At 54.1% G+C, this 25,062-nt stretch carries 15 protein-coding genes; 12 read left to right on the top strand and 3 right to left on the bottom strand.

Annotated elements, in window-relative coordinates:
- Nucleotides 1-76 precede the first annotated feature (76 nt).
- The gene (locus tag HNEAP_RS07600; RefSeq protein ID WP_012824381.1) at nt 77-1,378 is read left to right on the top strand and encodes a replication-associated recombination protein A; all 1,302 of its coding nucleotides are present in this window, start codon (nt 77-79) and stop codon (nt 1,376-1,378) included.
- Between the two features lie 22 nt (nt 1,379-1,400).
- Here HNEAP_RS07600 and HNEAP_RS07595 read toward each other — a convergent pair whose 3' ends face one another.
- Nucleotides 1,401-2,747 carry a hypothetical protein gene (locus HNEAP_RS07595; RefSeq protein WP_012824380.1) on the bottom strand — a complete coding sequence of 449 codons (1,347 nt, stop codon included), beginning with the start codon at nt 2,745-2,747 and terminating at the stop codon, nt 1,401-1,403.
- A complete protein-coding gene (locus tag HNEAP_RS07590; RefSeq protein WP_012824379.1) occupies nt 2,734-4,152 on the bottom strand; it encodes a YihY/virulence factor BrkB family protein in 1,419 nt (472 codons plus the stop codon). Before HNEAP_RS07590 ends, HNEAP_RS07595 begins: the two co-directional genes overlap by 14 nt.
- Before the next feature lie 101 nt (nt 4,153-4,253).
- Here HNEAP_RS07590 and thiD point away from each other — a divergent pair, with 101 nt between their 5' ends.
- The 11 genes from thiD (at nt 4,254) to HNEAP_RS07535 (ending at nt 23,707) form a co-directional block, all read left to right on the top strand.
- Nucleotides 4,254-5,111 (top strand): bifunctional hydroxymethylpyrimidine kinase/phosphomethylpyrimidine kinase, encoded by an 858-nt coding sequence (gene thiD / locus HNEAP_RS07585; RefSeq protein WP_012824378.1) that lies wholly within the window; start codon nt 4,254-4,256, stop codon nt 5,109-5,111.
- A 31-nt stretch (nt 5,112-5,142) separates the two neighbouring features.
- Entirely contained in the window at nt 5,143-5,502 is a 360-nt protein-coding gene (locus HNEAP_RS07580) for a YqcC family protein (RefSeq protein ID WP_012824377.1), read from the top strand.
- 9 nt (nt 5,503-5,511) lie between these two features.
- Nucleotides 5,512-6,702, top strand: coding sequence for an O-succinylhomoserine sulfhydrylase (locus tag HNEAP_RS07575; RefSeq protein WP_012824376.1), 1,191 nt, complete (start codon nt 5,512-5,514; stop codon nt 6,700-6,702).
- Between the two features lie 212 nt (nt 6,703-6,914).
- Complete coding sequence (gloA, locus tag HNEAP_RS07570) at nt 6,915-7,298, top strand: lactoylglutathione lyase (protein WP_012824375.1); 384 nt, start codon at nt 6,915-6,917, stop codon at nt 7,296-7,298.
- A gap of 432 nt (nt 7,299-7,730) precedes the next feature.
- Complete coding sequence (locus tag HNEAP_RS07565) at nt 7,731-15,254, top strand: type I polyketide synthase (protein ID WP_012824374.1); 7,524 nt, start codon at nt 7,731-7,733, stop codon at nt 15,252-15,254.
- Nucleotides 15,251-16,588 (top strand): aminotransferase class I/II-fold pyridoxal phosphate-dependent enzyme, encoded by a 1,338-nt coding sequence (locus tag HNEAP_RS07560; protein WP_012824373.1) that lies wholly within the window; start codon nt 15,251-15,253, stop codon nt 16,586-16,588. The genes HNEAP_RS07565 and HNEAP_RS07560 overlap by 4 nt, the downstream gene beginning before the upstream one ends.
- Before the next feature lie 17 nt (nt 16,589-16,605).
- The gene (locus tag HNEAP_RS07555; protein WP_012824372.1) at nt 16,606-17,715 is read left to right on the top strand and encodes a KpsE/RkpR family capsule polysaccharide export protein; all 1,110 of its coding nucleotides are present in this window, start codon (nt 16,606-16,608) and stop codon (nt 17,713-17,715) included.
- Between the two features lie 145 nt (nt 17,716-17,860).
- Nucleotides 17,861-18,649, top strand: coding sequence for an ABC transporter permease (locus HNEAP_RS07550; protein ID WP_012824371.1), 789 nt, complete (start codon nt 17,861-17,863; stop codon nt 18,647-18,649).
- The gene (locus HNEAP_RS07545; protein WP_012824370.1) at nt 18,646-19,320 is read left to right on the top strand and encodes an ABC transporter ATP-binding protein; all 675 of its coding nucleotides are present in this window, start codon (nt 18,646-18,648) and stop codon (nt 19,318-19,320) included. Before HNEAP_RS07550 ends, HNEAP_RS07545 begins: the two co-directional genes overlap by 4 nt.
- Before the next feature lie 22 nt (nt 19,321-19,342).
- Entirely contained in the window at nt 19,343-21,502 is a 2,160-nt protein-coding gene (locus HNEAP_RS07540) for a capsular polysaccharide export protein, LipB/KpsS family (protein ID WP_081441125.1), read from the top strand.
- A gap of 3 nt (nt 21,503-21,505) precedes the next feature.
- The gene (locus HNEAP_RS07535) at nt 21,506-23,707 is read left to right on the top strand and encodes a glycosyltransferase family 2 protein (RefSeq protein ID WP_012824368.1); all 2,202 of its coding nucleotides are present in this window, start codon (nt 21,506-21,508) and stop codon (nt 23,705-23,707) included.
- A gap of 368 nt (nt 23,708-24,075) precedes the next feature.
- Here HNEAP_RS07535 and HNEAP_RS07530 read toward each other — a convergent pair whose 3' ends face one another.
- Entirely contained in the window at nt 24,076-25,047 is a 972-nt protein-coding gene (locus tag HNEAP_RS07530; protein WP_133484598.1) for a glycosyltransferase family protein, read from the bottom strand.
- Nucleotides 25,048-25,062: the final 15 nt, after the last annotated feature.

Here is a 25,062-nt window from a genome sequence, read left to right as displayed (position 1 = left end):
GTGCTTGTTCTGAAGAACATCATGCAATCCTCCCTCTGGGCCAAACTGTCCAAACCCCAACTTCAGAATCACTGACGTGTCCGATCTCTTTCACACCGAACCCACGCCGCCACTGGCCGAGGCACTCAGGCCGCACACACCCGATGAGGTAATCGGGCAGACGCATCTGTTGGGTGAAGGCAAGCCCTTGCGGCTGGCGTTCGAAGCCCGCAAACCGCATTCCATGATCCTGTGGGGGCCGCCGGGCGTGGGTAAAACTACGCTCGCCCGCCTGATGGCCAAGGCGTTTGATAGTTCGTTTATCGCGCTTTCTGCCGTGTTTTCTGGCGTTAAAGATATCCGCGCGGCGATGGATGAAGCCGAACGCAATCTGGCGTTGGGGCATCCTACTTTGCTCTTTATCGATGAGATTCACCGCTTCAACAAGGCGCAGCAGGATGCGCTGTTGCCCTATGCCGAATCGGGTTTGGTCACGCTGATCGGCGCGACGACCGAAAACCCGTCGTTTGAAGTCAACTCGGCTTTGCTTTCGCGAGCGCAGGTCTATGTGCTCAAGTCCTTATCGGATGATGAATTGCGGCTGTTGTTCACGCGGGCGCAGGACAAGGCGTTGGGCCACTTGCAGTTCGATCCAGAAGCGATTGATGCGGTGATCGGTCTGGCCGATGGCGATGCTCGGCGGTTGCTCAATTTGCTGGAGCAGTTGAATACGGCTGCCAGTACGTCGAAGCGCACTCAGATCACCACGGCGTTTATCGACAATGCACTGAATCAGAGTACACGCCGGTTCGACAAGGGCGGCGAGCACTTTTATGATCAGATATCCGCCCTGCACAAATCCGTGCGCGGTTCACACCCTGATGCTGCCCTTTATTGGCTGACTCGCATGCTCGATGGCGGTGCCGATGCGCGCTATCTGGCCCGCCGCATTGTGCGCATGGCCTGGGAAGACATCGGTTTGGCCGACCCGCGCGCCCTGCAAATCGCCAACGATGCGGCCACCACCTATGAGCGTCTGGGTTCGCCGGAGGGCGAACTGGCGCTTGGGCAGGCGGTCATCTACCTTGCCATCGCGCCGAAAAGCAATGCCGGTTACAACGCCTTCAATCAGGCGATGGCGTTCGTTAAACGCGATAAAAGCCGCGAGGTGCCGATTCACTTGCGCAACGCGCCAACCAAGCTGATGAAAGAGCTGGGCTACGGCCATGAGTACCGCTACGCGCACGATGAGCCGAATGCCTATGCGGCCGGCGAGGTGTATCTGCCCGAAGGCATGCCGGAGCCGGGCTGGTACCAGCCGGTGCCGCGTGGATTGGAAGGAAAGCTCGCCGAAAAATTGGCCTATCTCAGAGGCTTGGATGAGGAAGCAGGGCGGTAGTGTTGAAGATCTAATACACAGGTCAGTGGTCTGCGTTTTCCTGTTTCCTGTCTGTCTGAACGGATTGGATAACACGCCGCCGTTCGGGTGATAACCAGCCGAGGATGATCACGGCATATCGCAGCATTTTTTCCAGCAGCCAGATGAAGGGAAAGAGCAGGATATAAAACACACTCGTCCACCCCAGCAGTAAGGAAAGCCAGGCCGGTGCGCCCAGCAGATTCCCTAACTGTACGAACAGGCTGGAGAGTAACTCGGGGTGGGTGATGACGATGTATGCGGTTGCAAGCCAGGCCGCTTTTCTCAGGAAGCTCGGCGCGAGACCACGCGCCAACAATCCGGTGCGCTCGATCAATCCGGTTTTTGTCGCGCTTTTTGCCGTTTTGCCTTCCTTGGCTGCCAGCTTGCCGGTTTTGGTTGAGGCTGTTGCTGCTTTGCTCTCTTTGGCCGCTTGCGCCCCCACCTTGCCCAATTTCAGCAGCTTCAATCCCGCTATGACCGGCAAGGCATCGACAGCAGCCCAGCCGATGTCGGCGGCGGTGATCTGTTCGTTCAGATCCTGTTTGCGTTCGACATCGGCGATGCCGCTGGTCAGGAATCGCCCCACATCCTGAGTGATGCGATCCGTGGTGTTCCAATGCGCGTTCCCCGCGTTATCGATATCAAACTGCCCGAGAAAGTGGTTTCCTTCCAGACGAATATCGTGGATGGCCGCCCAGCCGCGTTGTTCTGGCGTGAGTTCGCTAGGTGGTTTTGTTGGTTGATCATCCGGCAATGTTTTCGTCGGCTCAGAACCCGTCAGGTTGTTCCACATGGACTTCGACTCTTGTGCAATCGACGTTGCGGTTTGCGAGATGGCGTTAAGCGCATTGAGGCTCTGGATGGTATGCGTTATGAAATAGTCAATGACCGGAATGACGTCCGGGCCGAATCGCTCAAGGATGTTTTGGAACTCCGGATTCTGCCCGTACCAGTCCAGTATTTGGGGTGTTTGTTGCGGGTATTTTTGCAATGCCAGCCATGCCTGCATGGTGAGTGCCTGGTTCTTCGAGTAGCTGAGCAATTGCGCCTGAACAAGCGGTGGCTGTTGCAACACCTCTTCACCCAGATAACCCAAACCGTTTTCAGCCTGAATGCGCACAAGCAGGTCGTCATAGTTCAGGTGGTTTGCGTGGAAGGCCATTGTGCTGGCCGCGAGCGCGGCGATCAGGGCAAAGGCCCACAGTTTTCGAGTCGTCAGAAATGGCGTTGGTCTGCGGGTGCCGGCTTGATCGGCTTGCGTGAAGCTGTCTTGCTTATCCGTTTCCAATTCGACGGGTTGTGGCTGGGCTTGTTTTATTGACTGATGGGGCAACTCAGAGGAATTCATGGGCACGATCGCTGATCTGCTTATCCATTGAGTTTGCTTGAGGATCGGTGGGCCGGGGCTTTACCGAAGTTTCGGCAGGCGGTTCATGCGCATGATTCAGGGTGAGATCAAGCCTACCCAAGGGTTGTTCAAGTAATTGCTGCTCCGCTTCGATCCAGGCGCGTGTGACTGGATAGAGCTTATGGCTCTGAACTTCGGGTTGCCCCCATAAAGCCGCTCGGATTTGCGCCAGATTGAGTCGCTCAGCCGGCATGGCCGGTACCCAGCCTTCTCTCTTTTGGGTGACCACAAGATTGATCAGCCCGCCTTTGGACAATTGTTCCAGCGCTTTGTTGGTGTCGTCCGGGTCTATGTCCAGCGTTTCGGCCAATGTCTGCTTCAAGTCATCACTGCTGGGGGCGGATTGGGCATCATGAAAACGGTTTTCGATTCGGGAGAGGGATTCCAATGCCGCAGTCATCAGGATGAAGGCATGATTTTCCGGCGTGCCTTCACGGATTCGGAGTTGGTCGATGTTCTGCCAGGCATAGGAAACCGTGGCACCAAGCAGCACAATCAGCCAGGCCAGTTGCAGCCAGACCATGAACAGGATCAACGAAGCAAATGCCGAATAAATTGCGGTGTATTGGGTGGAACTGGCGATCATGCTGCCGAAGGCGAGACCAATCCCATTCCACAAAATCGCGGCCACGACACCGCCCGCCAACGCGGAAGAAAAACGCACCGATGTATTGGGCACCAAGGCGTAGATGAAGGTGAACACGGCCACCCACACCATAAACGGCACCAGCCAGGCGACCGACGCGAGCGCGTCCCGGAATACGGAATGTTGTGTGATGTCGGTCACGAAATGATTGGAAAGCAGGCTGGCCGTGAGGCCGGTGGCAGCCAGCACGAGCACGGGCCCGACCATCAGAACCGACAGGTACATTGGAAAACGGGTCGTGATTTGTCGGAGTTGCTGCACGTGCCATATGCCGTTAAACACCGATTCGATTTTCTGCATAAGTGTGACGACGGTGAAAAAAAGCATGGCAATGCCCACCGCACCCAACACCCCGACCTTGATATTACCCACGAAGGTGAGAATTTGTGCGGTAAGTCCGTCGGCAGAGCTGCCCAGTGGGGCGAGCAGCGTGGTGAGAAAGGGTTCTATCACCTGATCGGAGCCAAAAGCCTTGAGCACCGAAAAACTCACGGCAAGCAACGGTACAAGCGAAAGCAGGGTGATGTAGGATAAACTCATGGCGTTAAGTTGCAGATTGCCCTTGAACGCTTCACGGCTCATGTACAGCCCGATGCGGCCGAGGCGTTGCCCGATGCGCTGATGGCGCCGGTGCGGCTTGGACTGCCAGATCCAGTGGTGGGCTGCTCTTAGCTGGCCCAGCAATGATGTGTTTTTCATGGGCTCTCGTTCGTGCGGTCATAACGGTTCTGGCACTCTAAACTACCCCAAACAGAGCCAATTTGCAGTACCCTTTTCTCAAGAACAATTGATGGTGAATTATGAGCAAGTCTGATTTGAGCGTCCCCGTCGTTCTCGTTTTTTCCGGGCACGATCCAAGCGGTGGAGCGGGCGTTCAGGCGGATATTGAGGCAATCATTAGCCAAGGCGTTCATCCGGCCACTGTGATCACTGCCCTGACGGTTCAGGATACGGTGGACGTGAAGCGCTTCGTGCCGACCGATCCGAGCCTCGTGATCGAACAGGCCCGCGCCGTGCTGGAAGACATGCCCGTGCAATGCATCAAGATCGGGATGATCGGGAGCGTGGCGCTGGTCGAGGTGATCCACAGTATTCTCAAGGATTACCCGGATATTCCTGTTGTCCTCGATCCGGTTTTGATCGCAGGTGGCGGTGGCGCACTGGCCAACGAAGACGTGGCGAAGGCGATGATCAATCTGCTTCTGCCGCTGACGACCATTTTGACGCCCAATGCATACGAGTCCAGAGCCTTGGTCAAGGTGGCCCATGTGCCCGCTAACGATCTGGATGCGCGAGGCCAGGTTTTGCTGGAGATGGGGCCTGAATATGTTCTGCTCAAAGGCGGCGATGAACAGAGTACAGAAGTCGAAAACTGGCTGTACACCAGGCATCAACCGCCCAGAAAATTCACCTACGAGCGCTTACCGGGTGAATTCCACGGTTCGGGTTGTACGCTTGCGTCCGCCATTGCGGGCCTGATCGCACAGGCTACGGATGCGGATTACGTGAATGCCATCCATGAGGCTCAGGAATACACCAGCCATGCCTTGTTCCATGCGGCGCAAATCGGTCGCGGGCAGTGGATTCCGCATCGTCTGTTCTGGGCAGACTCCGAAGATGAAGGCGAGGAATCCAATGCGACACTGCGCATCCATTAAGATACCGCGACGCCGATGGTAAGGAAGATTCATGTCATTGAAAGCACCCGCTCCGTCCGACCTTTTTACCCTGCTTGATGAAATTGCCTACACCCTGCGTGAAATCGGCCTGAACACCGAGCGCCCCTCTGATGCCGCACTGGCTAGTACTGCGCCGTTCTGTTTTGATACGCTGGAGTTTCACGCATGGTTGGAGTGGGTTTTTCTACCCCGCATGCAGCAGACGATTGAACACGAACGCAACCTGGCCGCGCCATGCAGCATCGCACCGCTGGCCGAGTATCAGTTCGCCACCTACGCCGAACCGACGCACCATCTTTTGGCTCTGCTGACCGAACTGGACACGCAGATAAACGCCTATTTCGATTTCCCCGCGGAGAACCAAATATGAGGATCAAAAATGAACCGAGTTGAAGACCCCCAATGGCAACCCCAAACCCGGGCGATCCGGGTTGGCCATCACCCAACGAATGAAGGTGAACACGGCGAGCCGATCTTCACCACATCAAGCTTTCAGTTCGAATCGGCCGAGCAGGCTGCGGCCCGTTTTTCCGGCGCCGAACCCGGCAATATCTATGCACGGTTTACCAACCCGACGACCAAGGTGTTCGAAGATCGGTTGGCGGCCCTTGAAGGGGGCGAATCCTGCGTGGCGACCGGTTCCGGCATGGCCGCCATTCTCAGTACCTTCATGGCCTTGTGCTCGGCGGGCGATGAAGTGGTGGTGGCCCGACAGGTGTTCGGCACCACTTCCGTGCTGTTCAACAAATACCTCGCGAAATTCGGCTTGAAGGTCAAATGGGTCGATTTGACCGACTGGTCGCAGTGGGAAGCCGCCATCACGGACCTGACCCGCTGGGTGTTCGTGGAAAGCCCATCCAATCCGTTGACCGAAGTGGTCGATATCGCTCGTCTGGCAGAGTTGGCGCATAAGCATGGTGCCGGTCTGATCGTGGATAATTGCTTCTGCACGCCCATACTCCAGCAGCCGTTGGCATTGGGTGCGGACATCGTCATCCATTCCGCCACGAAGTTTCTCGATGGGCAAGGCCGGGCCATAGGTGGCGCTGTCGTCGGCAATAAGAAATTAGTGGGTGAAGAGGTGCGCGGTTTTCTGCGGACCTGCGGCCCCACTATGTCACCGTTCAATGCTTGGATTTTTGCAAAAGGCTTGGAGACCTTGGCCCTGCGCATGAAAGCGCACTGCGCCCACGCCAGCGCCGTCGCGGATTTCCTGGCGGCTCACCCTCAGGTCAAACGCGTCTATTTCCCCGGGCTGTCCAACCACCCGCAAGCGGACATCATCGCCAGACAACAGTCAGGCCCGGGCGCGATCGTGTCCTTCGAGGTCGAAGGCGGGCAGGCGGCGGCATGGCGGGTAATCAATGCCACGCAAATGATTTCCATCACAGCGAATCTGGGTGATGCCAAAACGACCATCACCCATCCGGCCACCACCACGCACGGACGTTTGACGCCCGAGCAGCGTAAAGAATCGGGTATTCATGATGGGCTCGTACGTCTGGCTATTGGCCTTGAAGATCCCATCGACATCATCCGGGATCTCAAGCGAGGCCTTGATCGTGAATGAATACGTGAATAAAGGCCATACTGGCGTCATCAGACGACACAAATCGATGCGTTTTTCGATTCGCTGGATCTTCCAATAATCTATCGTTAAGTGAAATGGCGGGACTTCTCTGTGTCGCCCGGAACCTCCGACTAAGATAGAGGTTCTTTAATCTGGATAACAAATCCAAGCCGTCAATTCGACACCCAAGAAACTAGAGAGGAACAAACACAATGAGAATGTTGCACACCATGTTGCGCGTGCGTGATCTGGACGTATCTATCCGCTTCTACACTGAAGTCCTTGGTATGAAGCTTTTACGTCGGCAGGATTACCCTTCCGGCGAATTCACCCTGGCTTTTGTCGGTTACGGTGACGAAACCGATCACACGGTGCTCGAACTCACGTACAACTGGGGTGATCATACCTACGACATCGGCACGGGATACGGTCATATCGCCATCGAGGTGCCGGATGTTTATGCATCCGCCGACGCAATCAAGGCGAAGGGTGGAAAAATTCTGCGTGAAGCCGGACCAATGAACGCGGGCAGCACCATCATCGCTTTCGTGGCCGATCCGGATGGTTACCCAATCGAACTGATTGGTAAAAAATAAAGTGAAAAAGTCAATTTTGATGCAGTTTTTCCCTTGACAGCACCAAAACTATGCACAGAGCAGGAGTGGGCGATCAAATCTTGCCCAGTTCCGCTCGGATTGTTAGACCGAATTTATATTAAATTAATAAGCCATTGATTAATATATATTTGGTTTGAACCGGTCACGGTGGCGTAAAAATGACCAGAACCGCTAACCACTTGACGAAGTAAAGTCATGGTAACTTTATACCCAAGGTTATCCACAGAATTTGTTGATAACTTTTTTCTGACTTTCTGGTGATTATTTTGAAACTTGCAATATCTTGGTCGGAGTAGATGAGGGGCGAAACTACAATTTCCCAATTTATGGGGTTGGTTCAAACACAGGGCGATTCATGTAGGTATACTTGGCTCATAAATTAAAACCATTGGTCCATTAAGTTTTAACCCAATGAAAAAACACACTGCTCCTCATCGCGTCAAAAATAGTTCGCCCATTGCCATTGTCGGTATTGCGCATCGGCTCCCCGGCAATCTTTCAGATCAAACGCAGTTGTGGGATGCACTTTTGGCCGGGCGTGATCTTGTGACCGAGGTGCCTGCCGATCGGTTTGATACGCAATTTCACCAGCATGATCGCCGTGATGAGCCGGGGCGGAGCGTTACCTTCAAGGCGGGCGTCGTCGAGAATATTGGCGATTTTGATCCGGCTTTTTTTGGTATTTCGCCGCGTGAGGCCTTAAAGATCGACCCGCAGCACCGTTTGCTGCTCGAGTTGGCCTGGCATGCCTTTGAAGATGCGGGTAGCACGCCGTCTGCCTATGCGGGGTCTGCTTGCGGGGTGTTTGTCGGTATTTCCTCGACCGAATACGGCACGCGCACGGTGGATGATTTGGCCTCGATGAATGCCTATTCCATGCTCGGTGGCACGCTGAGTATCGCGGCTAATCGACTATCTTATGTCTATGATTTACATGGCCCAAGCTTGTCGATTGATACGGCGTGCTCCTCTTCATTGGTGGCCTTGCACATGGCTTGCGAGTCGATCCGCCGGGGCGAGAGTGAAACCGCCTTGGTGGGCGGGGCGAATTTACTGGCGCATCCCTATCCGTTTGTTGGGTTTTCGCATGCGTCCATGTTGTCGGCCGATGGACGATCCAAATCCTTTAGCGCCGATGCCAATGGCTATGTGCGCGCCGAAGGCGGGGCGGTGTTATTGCTTAAACCCCTGCACGCCGCGCAACGCGATGAGGATCGCATCCATGCAGTGATTCGTGCCACAGGCACAAATTCCGATGGCGGCAGCAAAACCGGTATCACCATCCCCAGCGCCGAAGGGCAAGCCCGTTTATTGCAGCAGGTGTTGGCCAAATCAGGGGTAAGCCCAACCGATGTCGATTATCTGGAAGCCCACGGCACCGGCACGTCGGTCGGTGATCCGATTGAAATCGAAGCCATTGGCCGGGTTTATGGCGCGGGGCGTTCCGATGCGAACCGGCTGCTTGTCGGCTCGATAAAGTCCAATATTGGTCATATGGAACCCGCTTCGGGTATGGCGGGGCTGATTAAAGCCGTGTTGAGTTTGCAGCATCGTGAAATTCCGCCTTCGATCCATTCGAGCGTGTTGAATCCCAAGTTGGCTTTGGACAAACATCACATTGAAATCGTGCGCCAGCCAACGGCTTTGCGGGTGCAAGATCGTCCCGCGTATGCTGCCGTCAATTCGTTTGGTTTTGGCGGCACCAATGCGCATGTGATTATCGAATCTGCGCCAATGGTTGCTACCAAACCAGGCAAACCATCCCAGTCGCTACCCGCGCTGATGTTTAGCGCCAAGGATCGCCCCGCGTTGAATGCCTTGGCGTGCGCATATGCTGATTTGATTGCGGCAAATCCCGAGCACTACGCGAGCGTGGCGCAGGCCGCCGCCACTCAACGAGAGTGGATGCCGCTGCGTTTGGGAGTTGTTGGCGTGTCGGTGGCGGAGATCGTGCAGCGTTTGCGTCAAATCGCCGAGCTAAGTGAGGGCGATGAGTTACCGCGCGGTGCAGTGCTGCACGAAGTGCCCACTGCGCCATCGGCTATTGCGCCACGCCGTTGTGCGTTTGTGTATGGCGGCAACGGCGCGCAGTGGCAGGGCATGGGGATGGCGCTACTGCGCGAGTCCCCGAGTTTTGCCCGTGTGCTGCGCAAGTTGGATCGGCAGATGCAACCCTTGATCGGCTTTTCGCTGCTCGCCGAGTTGAAGGCAAAGCCAGAGCGGAGTCGGTTAAACGATACCGCCGTGGCTCAGCCCTTGTTATTCGCCTTGCAAGTGGCCTATACCGAGTGGTTGCAGGCGCAAGGCATTACCGCCGAGGCCTACGCAGGTCATAGTGTGGGCGAGATTGCGGCGGCTTGGGCGGCGGGTTGCCTGTCCTTGGCGGATGCCATCACGGTGGTTGCGGTGCGCAGTCAAGCGCAAGCCAAAACTGCAGGCAGTGGCCGCATGCTGGCCACGGCGCTAACGGCTGATGCCTTGAGTTCCACCCTAGCGCAACTGGATATTCTGCCTGAATCCTGCACGATTGCCGGGTTCAATGCGCCCAATTCCTTAACCTTGTCGGGGGATGAGCCCTCCTTGCTCGCCTTGAATGCGCACCTTGAGCAGGCTGGCATTTTCTCGCGCGTATTGGATTTGGATTACGCCTTCCATAGCGAAGCCATGGCACCGATTGCCGATGAGATTAATGTCAATCTCGCGGCTTTGAGCCCACAGGCGGGAAGGGGTTTTGTGTCAACCGTGACCGGTTTGCCGCATGCGGGTGAATCCTTGAATGCGCATTATTGGTGGCGCAATGTGCGCGAACCGGTGCAATTTGCGCCGGCCATCGAGCATTTATTGACCGAGGGTTTCACCCAGTTTGTCGAGATTAGCCCGCATGCCATTTTGCCGCGCTACATCAGCCAATGCGCGCAAGAAAAGGGCGTGCAAAATGTTCAAGTGGTCACGTTGGCACGCAAAAATGCTGATACTTTGCTGGATATTCAAGAAGCCGAGTTGCGGATTCGTTTGCATCGTGGCGTTGATGCTTCCGTGGTGCAAAAAAAACGCACTGTGGTCGATCTGCCCAAATACCCTTGGCAGCGCCAGCGTTATTGGGCACAAGAAACCAACGAAGGCTACAACCTGATTTATCGTGCTAATGTGCATCCGCTGTTGGGTTATCCGCTCAAAGATGCGCCACTGGCTTGGGAAAATATCCTTGATGCCGACCGGGTGCCGTACCTCAACGATCATCGCGTCGATGGCTCGGTTGTCTTTCCGGGCGCGGCGTATCTTGAACTGGCGCTTGCCGCCGCCGATCTGGGTTTGCGCTGGGCGAAAACAGAAGTACGAGCGTTGAGTATTCTGCATCCGTTGGTGTTTGAAGCCAGGCAGAGCCGTACGCTGCGCACGCGTATTTTCGGCCACGATCAGCGCTTTTCCATCCAAAGCCGCCGCCGCTTGAGTGATGATGACTGGACGGAACATGCGATTGGGCAATTGCGTGCCATCGCCGATGATTTACCCTTCGATCAAATCACTCAGCCTATCTCAATGGATATGCCCGCCGATGCCCGCGTCATTGATGCCGCCACCCATTACCAAACCGCCAAGGCGCTTGGGCTGGATTATGGGGCGAGTTTTCGTGGTATTGGTCAGTTAACCGTTGCGGGTAACCAGATTCGCGGAGAACTGGCTCTGCCAACGGTGGTTACCGAGGATCGAGCGCACCATCTGCATCCCGCGATGCTGGATCTGTGTTTTCAGTCCTTGCTATCACACACTGGGGCGGTGGGTTCGGCCACGCGGCAAAGCTATTTACCGGTACAGGTGGGGCGTCTTGTGGTGGTGCAGTCTGGCGTGCAGCCCACTGGCTTTCGCGGACGAATCAAGCGCGTATCGGCGCATTCGGTGGTGGCGGATTTCTCGTTGTATCACGCGGATGGGCGGCTCATCGCCGAATTGCGCGACTGCCGCTTCAAGGCGGCGCATTTTGCGGCGGCCAACGCTGCGCCGCAGTTATGGCAAACTCAAGTGTTTGATCTACCGAGTAAAACAAACGGTTTTCAATTAGCGGATCATTGGCCTTCATTGGTTGCTGATCAACCGGCGCTTGCCGGTTCGTCCAGCCGCGCATGTTATTTCAGCGAAATTCGCCCCTTGCTGGATGCGCTGGCCATTTCTTGCGCTTATGAATCAGTGGCTGAGCTTGCCGATGCGCAAGGCCATTTGCCTGAAGATATCGCCGGTGATTCGGCACTGTATCACGGTGTACTCAGCGAGCTGATCGCGCAAGAATATGTGGATGCCGCAACCACACCGCACCGCCTGCTCGATGCGCCGCCGTCGAGCGGTGACATCTGGACGATGCTCAATCAAGACTACCCCGAAGCCAATGCCGAGGCGACCCTGACCGCCCGCTGGGGCGCGCACCTCAAGCAGCGATTCTGTGGGCAAGCGAATGCGGCGGATGCGCAAGCGATCGCAGAGCACAGTGCCTTGTTCGCCCAATGGCAGGTTGATGGGCTGGCCGCCCAAGGACAACGCGGGCTACGCGATGCGTTCTGCACGCAGCTTGGGCAGGGGCTGGCGCAAGCGGGGGTGCGTCGCCTGCGCGTGTTGCTGGTGGGCGATGAACACAGCGATCCGCATCAATTTACCCAAGTTTTGCGCGCCTATTTCCCGATACTCGGCGTGACGGTTTTCACCACATCGCCCAATAGCGAAGCTTTTTCAACCTGGGTTGCCCACGATCCGCAGCATTTAAAACTGCTGCCCTGGCTACAGGGCCAGCAACAGCTCGCAGACGGTTCGCTGGGCGCATTTGACCTGCTCTGGCTCAAAGGCAAAGCCAGCCTTGATCCCGCTTTAGATGTTGACGCGCTGACCAAAGCGGCAGCCGGCGGCTTGCGCGTCATCGCGCAGCCAGAGTCATCCACCTATGCGGCATTTCTCGATGGGCTTGCCGCAGGCGGTGAGGCCTTGGCTCAATGGCATTCGCATCGTGTTGCCGATGAGCACATGGCGCGGTTTGCCCAGCATGCGCCGCAAACAACACATTGTTGGCATGAACCCGATGACGAAACGCATTCGGGCGCTGCGCTGCATATCTACTCTATTCCATCGGCTTGTGCGGATGAAGATCAAACCAGCGCCGCAAACCAGCCTGCAATGTCAGCCAAGCCGTTGGCGCAATTTGTCGCATTGAACTCGACGGGTGCCGATCTTATCGATCAGCTTGATCTTACGGCGGTATTTGAACCGGCCTCGGACGACACGCCAGCATCTGAATGCCCCGTCATCCTGCTCGGTGGCATTCTCTCACCCATGGAAGATTTGGCAGCCACCCCGCTACATGCCACCAATCACCTGCTTGAACAGCTGCAAATTCTCTCGCGCCAAGAAAGTACACAGCCAATTTTTATCTTGCTGCCCTTTGGATCTTTGGCCAGTGATTCCGATGCCCGTGAACAACCCGTTAATGCCGCGCTGTGGGGCATGGCGCGGGTGGCGATGAATGAATATCCGGCGTTGAATTTGTACCTGATTGACCCACGCGGCGATGCAAAAGATCAATGGCTGCGCACTGAGCTACACGGACTTTTAAGCACACCGGCCGAGGAGCGTGAACTGGTTCTTGAAGCAGGACGCGTGCAAAGTTTGCGCGTGGTTCCGGCAGCGGACGAGCCCAGCTTATCGGGTGATGCCTCGCTGAATCGCTACGCCCTCACATTCGATTCCCCCGGCCAATTGCGCAATTTGCAATGGCAATCGGTGGCAGAACCCGTGCTTGGCGATGAAGACGTTGAGCTCAAGGTGCAGGCTGTCGGCCTTAACTTCCGCGATGTGATGTTTGCCATGGGCTTGCTGGGTGATGAAGCAGTCGAAAACGGCTTTTCGGGCGCGAGCTTGGGGCTGGAATGCGCGGGGATCATCACCCGCGTGGGCGCAAAGGTCGATCATGTCGCGGCGGGCGATGCCGTATTGGGCTTTGGGCCGCAATGCTTTGCCAGTCATGTCATGACGCGTGGCAATGCGGTGGGGCGCATGCCGGAACACTGGTCGTTTGCACAGGCGGCGACGGTTCCGACGGTGTTTTTCACTGTGTATTACGCGCTGGTAGAAATGGCCCGATTGCGCGCGGGTGAGCGGGTGCTGATTCACGGCGGTGCGGGCGGTGTGGGTATCGCCGCGATTCAACTGGCGCAGCATCTGGGCGCCGAGGTTTACGCCACGGCGGGCAGCGAAGAGAAGCGCGATTTTCTGCGGCTGATGGGTGTGACTCATATTTACAGCTCGCGTGATCTGAGTTTTGCCGATCAAATCATGGCCGATACGCATGGGCAGGGCGTGGATGTTGTGCTTAACTCCTTGGCGGGCGAAGCCATCGAGCGCAATCTGGATGTGTTGCGCCCCTTTGGTCGGTTTTTGGAATTGGGTAAGCGCGATTTTTATGCCAATACCCCAATGGGGTTGCGCCCGTTCAAAGACAACATTAGCTATTTTGGTATTGATGCCGATCAATTGATGGCGGCACGCCCTGAGCTCACCGCCGAGGTGTTTCGCGCCGTGATGGCCTTATTCGACGAGGGTGTGTTACATCCCTTGCCGTATCAGCGTTTTAGCGCCGAGCGCGTGGTGGATGCCTTTCGCAATATGCAACAAGCCAAGCACATCGGTAAGCTGGTGGTCGATTTATCCACCGCACCACAAACCATTGTGCCGCCCATTCCCGCAAGCTGGCAGGCCAAGGCCCATGCGAGTTATTTGGTGACCGGCGGGCTGACCGGCTTTGGTTTTGAAACCGCGCGCTGGTTACTGCAACACGGCGCGGGTAAAGTTATTCTAGCGGCACGGCGTGGCGTGAATACCCCAGACCTCGCCGAAAAACTCAAACAGTTGGGTGCCCTGCAATCACGGATTGAGGTGGTGGCGCTGGATGTGGGTGATGCCGAAGCGGTGAAAAACCTGTGCGCTCAGTATGCCGACAAGTCCGCCTCGGCCTATCCGCTGCGCGGCGTGATCCATGCCGCTATGGTGCTGGACGATGCTTTAATGCAAAACCTCAATGCCGAGCGCATGGCGCGCGTAATTACGCCCAAAGTCGCTGGTGCTTGGCATCTGCATCAGGCTACACGCACGCAGTCGCTGGATTTTTTCGTACTGTATTCATCCGTCACCACCATGCTGGGTAATGCGGGGCAAGCCAACTATGTGGCCGCCAATGCCGCGATGGAAGCACTGATACGAACGCGGCGTAGCCAAGGGCTGCCCGGCACCGCGTTGCTGTGGGGCCCCATTGGCGATGCGGGGTATTTAACCGAGCACCAGCAAGTGCTGGATAGTTTGGAAGCGCGCACCGGCGGGCAGGCCATTACTACCGCTCAAGCCTTGGATGTATTGGCGCGCTGCCTGCGTAGCGGCGAGAGCGGGTTAGCTGTGATGAGTTTGAGCGGCACCGCGCTGCAACGCATCTTGCCGACGCATAGCCTCAATCGTTTTGCCTATTTAACTGCCGAAGGCGGGCGCGCTGAGGTGCTGGAAGAAGATCAACTCATCGAGAAGCTCAAAACCCTCAGCTCCGATGAAGCCTTAAGCCAGCTTTCGACCGTGATTGCCGAAGAAGTCGCGCAGGTGCTGAATTTATCGGTCACGAAAATCGACACCCAACGCTCACTTTTTGACATGGGTCTTGATTCGCTCATGGCCGTTGAACTGGCCTTGGGCATTGAAAAGCGCGTGGGTATTCGGCTTTCGGCGATGGCGCTGAATGAAGGCCCCACCGTGACTCGCCTGGCGGAGCGGCTTTTGAGTATGCTGCACGCCACCAGCGAAGAAGACGAACCCGCAAAGCAAGAAGCCCAGCGCTTGAACCATCTGGTGCAACAGCATTCCGATGGCCTAAGCATTGATGAACAATCCGCGCTCAAGGAATTGATTAAGCCATGAATGGATATGACACAACACCCCCTGATGCGCCCAACAAGGAAAAGCCCAGCAAAGCGGCGCTGATTAAGCGTTTCCTCACGCCCAAAACCAACGGCGGGCAATCGAACAGAGCTGTATTGCCCGCAGCTAAAAAATACCCGTCAAGCTACACCCAATTTGAACAGTTCGAAGGCTACAAGCAGCAAAAAATGCTGCGCGATGCCGCCAAGTTGCTCGGTGCAGAAAACCCATTTTTTGGCCTGCATGAAGGCACAGCGGGTGCCACCACTGTGATCAATGGCAAAGAGTGCATTAACTTCTCCAGCTACGATTACTTAGGCTTAAGCAGCGACCCCCGCGTGCAGCAAGCCGCCATCGAGGCCATCGGCACCTACGGCACCTCGGTATCGGCCAGCCGCATCGTCTCGGGTGAGCGACCGATTCATCGAGAGTTGGAGCGCGCACTGGCCGAAACGTACCAAGTGGATGACGCGCTGGTGTTCGTAAGCGGCCATGCCACCAATGTCTCGGTCATCGGGCATCTGTTTGGCGCTAAAGACCTGATTGTGCACGATGCCCTGATTCACAACAGCGCCCTGGTCGGTGCGCAGCTTTCCGGTGCTACCCGGCGCAGCTTCCCGCATAACGATACCGAGGCGCTGGAGCGATTACTCATCGAACAGCGCGATCGTTTTGAGCGCGTTTTAATCGTGGTGGAAGGCATCTACAGCATGGATGGGGATGCGCCAGATTTACCCGAACTGGTGCGGATAAAAAATCAGTTCGGCGCTTTACTCATGGTTGATGAAGCGCACTCATTCGGCGTATTGGGTGCCACGGGTTTAGGGTTGCGCGAACACGCCAACGTGCCTGCAAAAGCTGTAGATATCTGGATGGGCACTTTGAGCAAAGCGCTGGCTGGCTGCGGTGGCTACATTGCAGGGAGCACCGCGCTGATTGAGCAATTGCGTTACAGTGCGCCAGGGTTTGTCTACAGCGTGGGCATGGCGCCGCCTGTGGCGGCAGCATCGCTGGCGGCGTTAAATATATTGAGGACTGAACCAGAACGGGTCAGTTCATTGCATACCAACGGTCGGTATTTTTTGGAGCAGGCTCGTGCCTACAGTTTCAACACGGGTTTGAGCATGGGCTATTCCGTTGTCCCCGTGGTTTTAGGAAACTCGCTAAAAGCGGTTAAACTGTCGATCAGCCTTTTGGAACAGGGTATCAATGCCCAGCCGATCATTTACCCTGCGGTCGAGGAGCGTGCGGCACGTTTGCGTTTTTTTATTAGTTGCAGTCATCAAACCAAGCACATCGATCAAGCATTGGCGCAGCTTGATTCGCTCAAATAATCAAAAAGGAATCTGTTGTGTCCTCCATTCTTAAGCTGTTCAAGAACGTTTTCTTTTGGATTTTCGTACTGATCCCGACATTAATCGTTTCTGCTTATTACGGGCTCGTTGCCTCGAATATTTATGTGTCCGAGTCACAAGTCGTGGTTCGCAGTGCCGATAAATCCAGTATTTCCAGCGCCAGTTTATCGGGATTGTTTCAAGGCTTTGGGTTTTCCAACTCGCAATCGGATGCCTATGTAATACAAAACTATGTGGTCTCTCACGCGGCCGTCGATCGCTTGATCAAGCAATACCCTGTTATAAACTGGTATTCCTCCAAAAATGTGGATCCAATCAGCCGTTTCAATGGTTTCGGGCTGGATGGCAGCCTGGCGAACTTCTACAAATACTTCGTCAAGCAGCTAGGCGTGTCGGTCGATCCGATGAGCTCGGTGCTCACTATTTCCGTTAAGGCATTCAAGGCAGATGAAGCGCAAACCATCAACCGCTCTTTGATTAGTTACAGTGAGGAGCTGGTTAACCAACTCAATGACCGTGCTCGACGAGACACGATTTCTTTTTCAGTCAATCAAGTAGATAAAGCAAAAGAACAGGCGCGCGAGTCCGCCTCGAAACTGGCGCAATTCCGCAATGAATCCGGGTTACTTGATCCGCAAAAAGAGGCGGAATTACCGCTCACGATGATTGGCACACTGCAAGGCAAGTTGCTCGATGTGCGCAGCCAATTGGCTCAGTTGGTGGTAGTTAGTGGCAATAGTCCGCAAATACCCGTGCTGAAAAGAGAAGAGACACTGCTAAAGAATGAAATTGAGCGACTGGAAAACAAAGTAGCCGGTTTGTCCGGTGGTTCTATCGCCACCAAAATGATCGAGTACCAGCGTCTCACCCTCGAAAACAGCCTAGCCGAACAACAACTGGGCAGTGCACTAGCCTCGCTGGAGCAAGCCAATGCAGACGCCCGAAAAAAACAACTCTATCTTGAGCGCATTTCAGCACCCAATTTGCCGGATGAAGCCTTTTTGCCGCATCGCCTGCAAATCGTGCTGGCAACTTTCCTGCTGGGCCTGATTATCTGGGGGATTGTTGAATTGCTGACGGCCGGTATTCGTGAGCACATCGAGTAATGAGTACTTTTTTTCGCGCACTTTGGGGCACCTCGAAATACCGTGATTCGTCGTTCCCGCGAAAGCGGGAACCCAGAAAAATCAAGGCGCTGGATTCCCGCCTACGCGGGAATGACAAGTTTTTCGAGCTTCAATTTGGTGGATCATGAAATCGACCACGACATTTAAGCAATCCTTTGCCATCCAGTTCCGAGTCATCCACGCCATGATGCTGCGCGAGATGATCACCCGGTTCGGGCGCAATAATTTTGGTGTGCTCTGGCTGGTGTTCGAACCGGCGTTGTTTGTCATCTCCATCTCCACGTTCTGGTATATGTCGGGCATGCATGAGCGTGGAAACATATCGATCGAGGCTTTTGCTGCCACCGGTTACTCTTCGTTGATGTTATGGCGAAATTCGGCCAATCAGTGCCAACGCGCGTTGAGCGCGAATTCGGCTTTGCTGTACCACCGCCACATTAAGATGATTGATATTTATATTACCCGCGTGCTTTTGGAATTTGTCGGGGTTACCGCCGCGTTTATTCTGCTGATGATCGTGTTTATTGTTACCGGCTTATCCCCGGCACCGGATGACGTGCTGCGAATGATCACGGCGTGGCTGCTATTGCTTTGGTTCGGCTTTGGTTTGGGGTTGGTTCTTGGCGCGGCCAGCGAACGGCACGAATTGGTGGGTCGCATCTGGGGCATTATGAGCATGCCTTTGATGTTTCTCTCCGGCACCTTTTTTATGCTCGATTGGATGCCGCCGGCCATCCGCGAATTATTACTTTGGATCCCGATGGTCCACGGCGTGGAAATGCTGCGCCATGGCATGTTTGGAGATGCTGTGCCCACCTATTACGATCCCATGTATCTTTTGGGATGGGATGCGGGGCTCACCCTGCTGGGCCTTGCCATGATGAAAACAACACGGCAGTACCTCGCGCCATGAGTATCGTTGTCTCTTCTGTCACTAAACAATACCTTGCCCGTCAAGGCTGGTTTACCGTGTTAAAAGATGTTGATTTCACGCTTGCCAAGGGTGATCGCTTGGGTATTCTCGGGCGCAATGGCTCAGGCAAATCGACGCTTATTCGCCTGCTGGGTGGGGTGGAAGCGCCCACATCGGGTTATATTCATGCAGATAAAGATATGCGGATATCTTGGCCGCTAGGCTTCGGTGGTGGTTTTCAAGGTAGCTTGACGGGGCTTGATAACCTGAAGTTCATCTGCCGAATCTATGGTGAGGATTACCGAAAAAAACGCCCTTTTGTCGAAGACTTTGCTGAACTGGGCCGTTTTTTCCGAGAGCCGGTAAAAAGTTACTCATCCGGGATGCGGGCTCGATTAGCCTTCGGTATTTCCATGGCGATTGATTTTGATTGCTATTTGATTGACGAGGTTCTGGCAGTTGGGGATCAGCGTTTCAAAGATCGATGCCGAGATGAAATGCTCGAGAAAAAAGAAAATAAAAGCTTGATACTGGTGTCCCACTCCATAGCGAGCCTCAAAGAGTATTGCAACCGTTTTTGCGTGCTCACAGACGGCGAATTAACGCATTTTGACTCGCTGGATGAGGCGCAAAAATTTCATATGGCGCATATTCAGCGTCAAAAAGAATAAGATCACAGGGAAGCTTTAAGCCTTGAAGGAACGAACTAAACCAATAAAGTTTTCCAACTCCAACGCTTTGGCAGCAGCGTGCTCAATAGACCTATCTCTAAATAAACCGCTGGGTGCGTGTTTTGGCCTTGGAAAACTCACTTGGTATGTATTCTTGTGGCCAAGATTCATAGCTGTTTGTTTCATTGGCTGGGGGCGAAAAAAAAGTGGGCTTCGTGCCGTGGCGTTAGCTCAAAAGCACCAACGCCCTTTTTACTTGCTTGAAGATGGATTATTGCGGTCCTTCAACACCGCCGTGGCAGGCGAACCCAGCCTTTCTTGGGTTTGGGATGATCGGGGTATTTTTTATGATGCGCGTACCCTTTCCCGCCTTGAATCTCTTATTGGCAGTTCGAACCTGACCACCGCGCAACGAGAAACAGCAGAGCGGGTCTTGGCGAGCATTCAAGCCAATGGTTTGAGCAAATACAACCATGGACTTCCCGTTCCTGCAGGTTATTTCCCGAACATATCTACTCGACGGGTTTTACTGGTGGACCAAACCCGCGGTGATGCTTCGATTGTCTTTGGTAATGCCTCCGCACAATCGTTTGAAGCGATGCTGGCTTGCGCCTTGAACGAGGAGCCAGATGCAGAGCATTGGGTTAAAATTCACCCGGATGTGCTGGCTAACAAGCGTCAGGGCTGCATCAATTTGGCTAATCACCCTCATATTCGGATCATTACCGATGATTTTCATCCGCATGATCTTATTTCTCATTTTGATCGGGTGTTTGTCGTGACCTCGCAAATGGGTTTTGATGCGCTGCTGCTCCATAAGCCGGTCACCTGTTTCGGGCAGCCGTTTTATGCCGGATGGGGGCTAACGGATGACAAAAATGCCCCTCAACGTCGGGGAGAACAGCGCGATGTATTGGATTTAGTTCACGCGGTTTACTTGGAGTACGCCTGTTATGTGCATCCAATACACGCCACTGCGAGTGATTTTTTTACGGTAGCCCAATACATTACGCGCCAAAAACAAGCCACGCGATTTTGGATTGATCCGCTCGGCATGAACATTCACAAGGAAACCAACGAGCAGTCAATGACTAATACGATAAAGAAACCGCGAATTCTGTGCTTTGGTTTTCGTTTTTGGAAGCGTGCTCAGGTTCGTCCATTTTTTGGCGATCAGGTTCGTCTGGTTTTTTGCGATTCTCTGGATGATGCGATAGCCAAGGGCATAGAAGCCACAGATCAGTTCGCGGTTTGGTCGAGCAAGGCAGACAGCGCGCTGCTTGATTATGCGCGTGAACAGGACATACCTCTGGTGCAGGTTGAAGATGGCTTTTTGCGCTCAGTCGGGTTGGGTTCTGATTTTGTTGCGCCGCTATCCCTAGTATTTGACCGAACGGGTATCTATTCGAACCCCAATCACCCCAGCGATCTTGAAAACATGCTGCAACAGCATGAATTTTCAGAAGAAGAATGCGATGAAGCAGCGCGTCTGGTTGAGCGGATTGTTGCGAACAGAATCACAAAATACAATGTCGATAACGACACACCGATCATAATCAAACCGGCAGGCCGGAGCGTGATTCTGATTCCCGGGCAAGTAGCAGATGATGCGTCGATTCGGATGGGTGCTGTCCATGTGCGCACCAATGAAGAACTGATTCTTAATGTGCGCCAAACGAACCCTGACGCGTTTATTATTTACAAGCCACACCCCGATGTGGCCTCGGGTAATCGACAAGGTATCGTGTCCGAGTCAGTTTTACGAAAACATTGTGATTTGGTCGCCGTTGATCAGAGCGTCCTGTCCTGCCTCGATGTTGCCGATGAGGTACATACCATCACCTCTCTGACCGGGTTTGATGCCTTGATTCGCGGAATAAAAGTAGTCACATACGGAATGCCGTTTTATGCCGGCTGGGGGTTAACGCATGATCACAATAGCTGTCCGCGACGCACGCGCTCGTTAACGTTAAATCAATTAGTTGCCGGTACTTTGTTACGCTATCCCCGCTACTGCTTACCCCAACATAAAGGCTTCGTTCATGCAGACGACGTATTGAGCGAATTGATCCACCAAAAAGCCAAGCTTAAAACGGTGCGCGTGCGAGGAATCAGGCGATCCATGCGGAAATGGAGTGGATTTTTTCGCAGTGCGTACCATTCACTATCGCGTGAGAATTAACCCGTGATTTCGATCAATGCGTCCTCGAACTGGCACCTCGAATGTGGGCAGGGTGTTTATCGATTGAAACCCCGAAAGCCACAAAAGAAGGGCTGGTTTGTTTTGGATATTTCCTATACCGGAAATATTTCCCCGCTCGTTAATCCCGTCGTGAAACTCTTCCTGGTGACGGGCGAGCCAGCTCAGACCCTGCCACTCATCATCCACGCCGATAGGCTACGCGTTATCTTTCTAGCACCCGAGCCCTTGACGCTGCTAGAAGTACAGCAGGCCGACGCATTACAAACAGCCGCGAGCCTGCGTTTTCGTTTGTACAGACGCGCTGAGTTCGTCGCGTTGGCCTCGATGATGTGGGCGGTGAGTCGGCGTGATGCGCGCAAAGGCATCAGCTCAATCCGAGTTTATGCCAAATCCCGTGCACGATACAAAAAACATGGTTTTTCTGGCTATCTGACTCGGCTATTCAAAGAATATTACCTGGTCGATACCCATCGCCTAGAAGAGGCAGATATCTATCAATCCTATATCGCCAAAACCGAGCACCGTTCACAGGATTCCATTCAAAGTACACTCACCTCGCTCGGTTACCAGCCTGTAATCTCCGTCATTATGGCTACCTGGCAAAGTGATCTACGTTGGCTGGATGCAGCCATTCAATCCGTACTGCAACAGTCTTATCCGTATTGGCAACTGTGCATAGCCGATGATGCCTCGGAACAAAAAAAACTAATTGAATTACTCAATCACTACAAGAAGAAAGATTCTCGAATTCGTGTCACGTTTCGCTATGAGAATGGGCATATCTCCGCTGCCCAGAATAGCGGGCTGTTACTGGCCACCGGCGCTTACGTCACTTTTCTTGATCATGATGATCTTCTCGCGCCCAATGCGCTGCTCGCGGTTGCAGAGGCGCTTCAACAACAGCCAAGGCCGCTGTTCTTGTATAGCGACGAAGACAAGATTGATGGTACTGGCAGGCGAGTCAATCCTCATTTCAAATCCGACTGGAATCCGGATTTACTGTGCGCACAAAATTACATTACCCATTTAATGGTTGTAGAGCGCGCGATGGTCGAATCGGTAGGTGGCTTCCGTGTGGGCGTCGAAGGCAGTCAGGATCATGATCTTGCCCTGCGCGTGACAGAGAAATTACCGCCAGCCTTGATTCATCACATCCCGCAGGTGCTCTATCACTGGCGCATCACAGAGAACTCAACGGCGTTGCATGCCGATGCCAAAAACTATACGTCTTCCGCCGGCGTGGCGGCGATTGAAGAACACTTTAAGCGTAAAAATCAAGACGATGTGATGGTGCAGCCGGGTTTGTTGCCCAATACCTACCGTGTGCTGCACCCCATTCCAAAACCCGCACCACTGGTCACTTTATTAATACCAACGCGCGATCGGCTGGACATGCTCAAACCCTGCATTTCAAGCATCATAGAAAAAACCAGCTACAAACCCTACGAAATCATAATTTTAGATAACGGCAGTAACGAGCCGCAAACACACCTTTTCTTTGCAGAAATTCAAGCGCAGCATGAACATATTCGTGTGCTGAGCTATGACAAGCCTTTCAATTATTCCGCAATCAATAACTTTGGCGTCGCCCATGCTCAAGGTACGATTATCGGTCTGATCAATAATGATATCGAGGTCATCCAATCGGGTTGGCTGACGGAACTGGTCAGCCATGCCGTTCGCCCCGAGATTGGCTGTGTGGGCGCCAAACTTTATTTCGATGATGGCAGCATCCAGCATGCGGGTGTTATTTTGGGTATTGGCGGCGTGGCCGGTCATGCCCACAAATATTTTGCGCGGGATGCCCACGGCTATTTCAGCCGCTTACAGTTGGTGCAAAATTTATCGGCCGTCACTGGCGCCTGCCTTCTCGTGCGCAAGGAAGTATTCGAACAGGTCGGTGGCCTTGAAGAAGATCATCTAACTGTCGCCTTCAATGATATTGATTTATGCCTCAAAGTGCGTGAGGCGGGCTATCGCAACCTATGGACGCCACACGCGGAACTCTATCATCACGAATCCAAATCGCGCGGCCGAGATGATGCGCCAGAAAAACAGGCCCGCTTTCAGCGCGAAGTAGCTTGGATGATAGCGCGTTGGGGCGCGCAGTTGAATAGTGACCCGTACTACAACCCCAATCTCACGCTACAGCACGAAGATTTTTCGATCCGCCTTCATGAATGACACATTTTGGTTGGGGCAATGCCATTAAGTTAATGTACTTGAGTACCTCGGAATGCCTGTGATTCGTCGTTCCCGCGAAAGCGGTAACCTAGAAAAATTAAGGCGCTGGATTCCCGCCTACGCGGGAATGACGGGGTTGTCGAGCTTCCCTTAAGGAGCCTCTGCACGAATCGATGGTGCCTCTGGCTTGCGGGTTTGCCCGCAAGCCCCATCCGGGCGGGCCGCCAAGGGCCCATCTGCAGCGTTGCGGCACTTGAGAATGGCGACGGCCATTCCCTGCGCACCGCGCCTTGCATCTGGACCCTTGGCGATCCCGCAGAGACACTATCGATTCGCGCAGAGACTCCTTAGTAAAACGACTTTCTTCATCACTCCTGAGGGGTGGCAGCCACCCTGGTTTGTGCAGCACGCAGCACACGTTTGCGCAAATCCACATCCTCCGTAAGTTCTATGATCTTATCACTCCAGGTGGTGGGCTCACTGGGAAGCAACCAGCCATCGATGCCATCTCGCACAAAACCACGATAGGGCGGTACGTCACAAAACAGGCCCACTGCACCCAGACGGGCAAAGTCGAAAAAACGGGTCGGGCTGCGGTGCGCATTAAACTTTGTGGGTCTTAAAGGTGCCAACCCAATGTGATGGGGTAGGGCACTCAAGGTATCCCGATAAGTAGGCCAAGGCATCGGGTGCAGAATAATGGTGCGCGGCACATCACTGAATAGCCGGCGCACTTGTCTATCCCCCATAATCATAAAAAGCGTATCTGCACACTGGGCTTGCGTATTAGCTACCACCGCATGCAACCACTCAATTTCTTGGCGGTGCGTACTCGGATTACCGTGATAAAAATAGCTGACCAAATCGGTATTAGCTTCGGCACCGTAGCCTGAAGGCGTGAGTACTATTGGTTGAGCGTGGGCATAGCGCGCCGCCAGTGCCGGCGTAGACACCCAAAGCGCATCAATCAGCGGCTCTAATTGCGTTAAAAACCGTCCGAATCGATGCCAGAGCATGCTTCGATAGGCTCTGGGTAACTGTGCATCAAACAGATTGTGCGGCAAGTCATCATCCATAAAAAACACCACCTTGCCACCGTTGCGCTTATGCTGCTCCAGCAGAGGCAACAATCGCTCAGATAGATACCGAACCACTACCAATAATTGGTTGGCATCGTATACAGGTTCAAATACGCCCTGTTTTGTGTCCACATGACTAATAATGGGATAACCAAGCACCGTCGGCTGGCGGAAAAAATAATCAACCGTTGCGCTATCGCCCCAATGGAATACAACAGCTGATGATGACTGATCAATTAATGCGTCATTTTTTTTAAACAAGCTTTCTGGCCGATT

The organism is Halothiobacillus neapolitanus c2, assembly GCF_000024765.1.
Lineage (GTDB): Bacteria > Pseudomonadota > Gammaproteobacteria > Halothiobacillales > Halothiobacillaceae > Halothiobacillus > Halothiobacillus neapolitanus.
Note: the sequence above shows the minus strand (reverse complement) of the source record. Positions and strands in the feature narration are given on the sequence as shown.

Excerpts from the sequence above, each read along its gene's own strand:
- HNEAP_RS07595 (WP_012824380.1), bottom strand. The coding sequence starts at position 2,747 with ATGAATTCCTCTGAGTTGCCCCATCAGTCAATAAAACAAGCCCAGCCA.
- HNEAP_RS07575 (WP_012824376.1), top strand. The coding sequence starts at position 5,512 with ATGAACCGAGTTGAAGACCCCCAATGGCAACCCCAAACCCGGGCGATC.
- HNEAP_RS07560 (WP_012824373.1), top strand. The coding sequence starts at position 15,251 with ATGAATGGATATGACACAACACCCCCTGATGCGCCCAACAAGGAAAAG.
- HNEAP_RS07590 (WP_012824379.1), bottom strand. The coding sequence starts at position 4,152 with ATGAAAAACACATCATTGCTGGGCCAGCTAAGAGCAGCCCACCACTGG.
- gloA (WP_012824375.1), top strand. The coding sequence starts at position 6,915 with ATGAGAATGTTGCACACCATGTTGCGCGTGCGTGATCTGGACGTATCT.
- HNEAP_RS07580 (WP_012824377.1), top strand. The coding sequence starts at position 5,143 with ATGTCATTGAAAGCACCCGCTCCGTCCGACCTTTTTACCCTGCTTGAT.
- HNEAP_RS07550 (WP_012824371.1), top strand. The coding sequence starts at position 17,861 with ATGAAATCGACCACGACATTTAAGCAATCCTTTGCCATCCAGTTCCGA.
- HNEAP_RS07565 (WP_012824374.1), top strand. The coding sequence starts at position 7,731 with ATGAAAAAACACACTGCTCCTCATCGCGTCAAAAATAGTTCGCCCATT.
- HNEAP_RS07545 (WP_012824370.1), top strand. The coding sequence starts at position 18,646 with ATGAGTATCGTTGTCTCTTCTGTCACTAAACAATACCTTGCCCGTCAA.
- thiD (WP_012824378.1), top strand. The coding sequence starts at position 4,254 with ATGAGCAAGTCTGATTTGAGCGTCCCCGTCGTTCTCGTTTTTTCCGGG.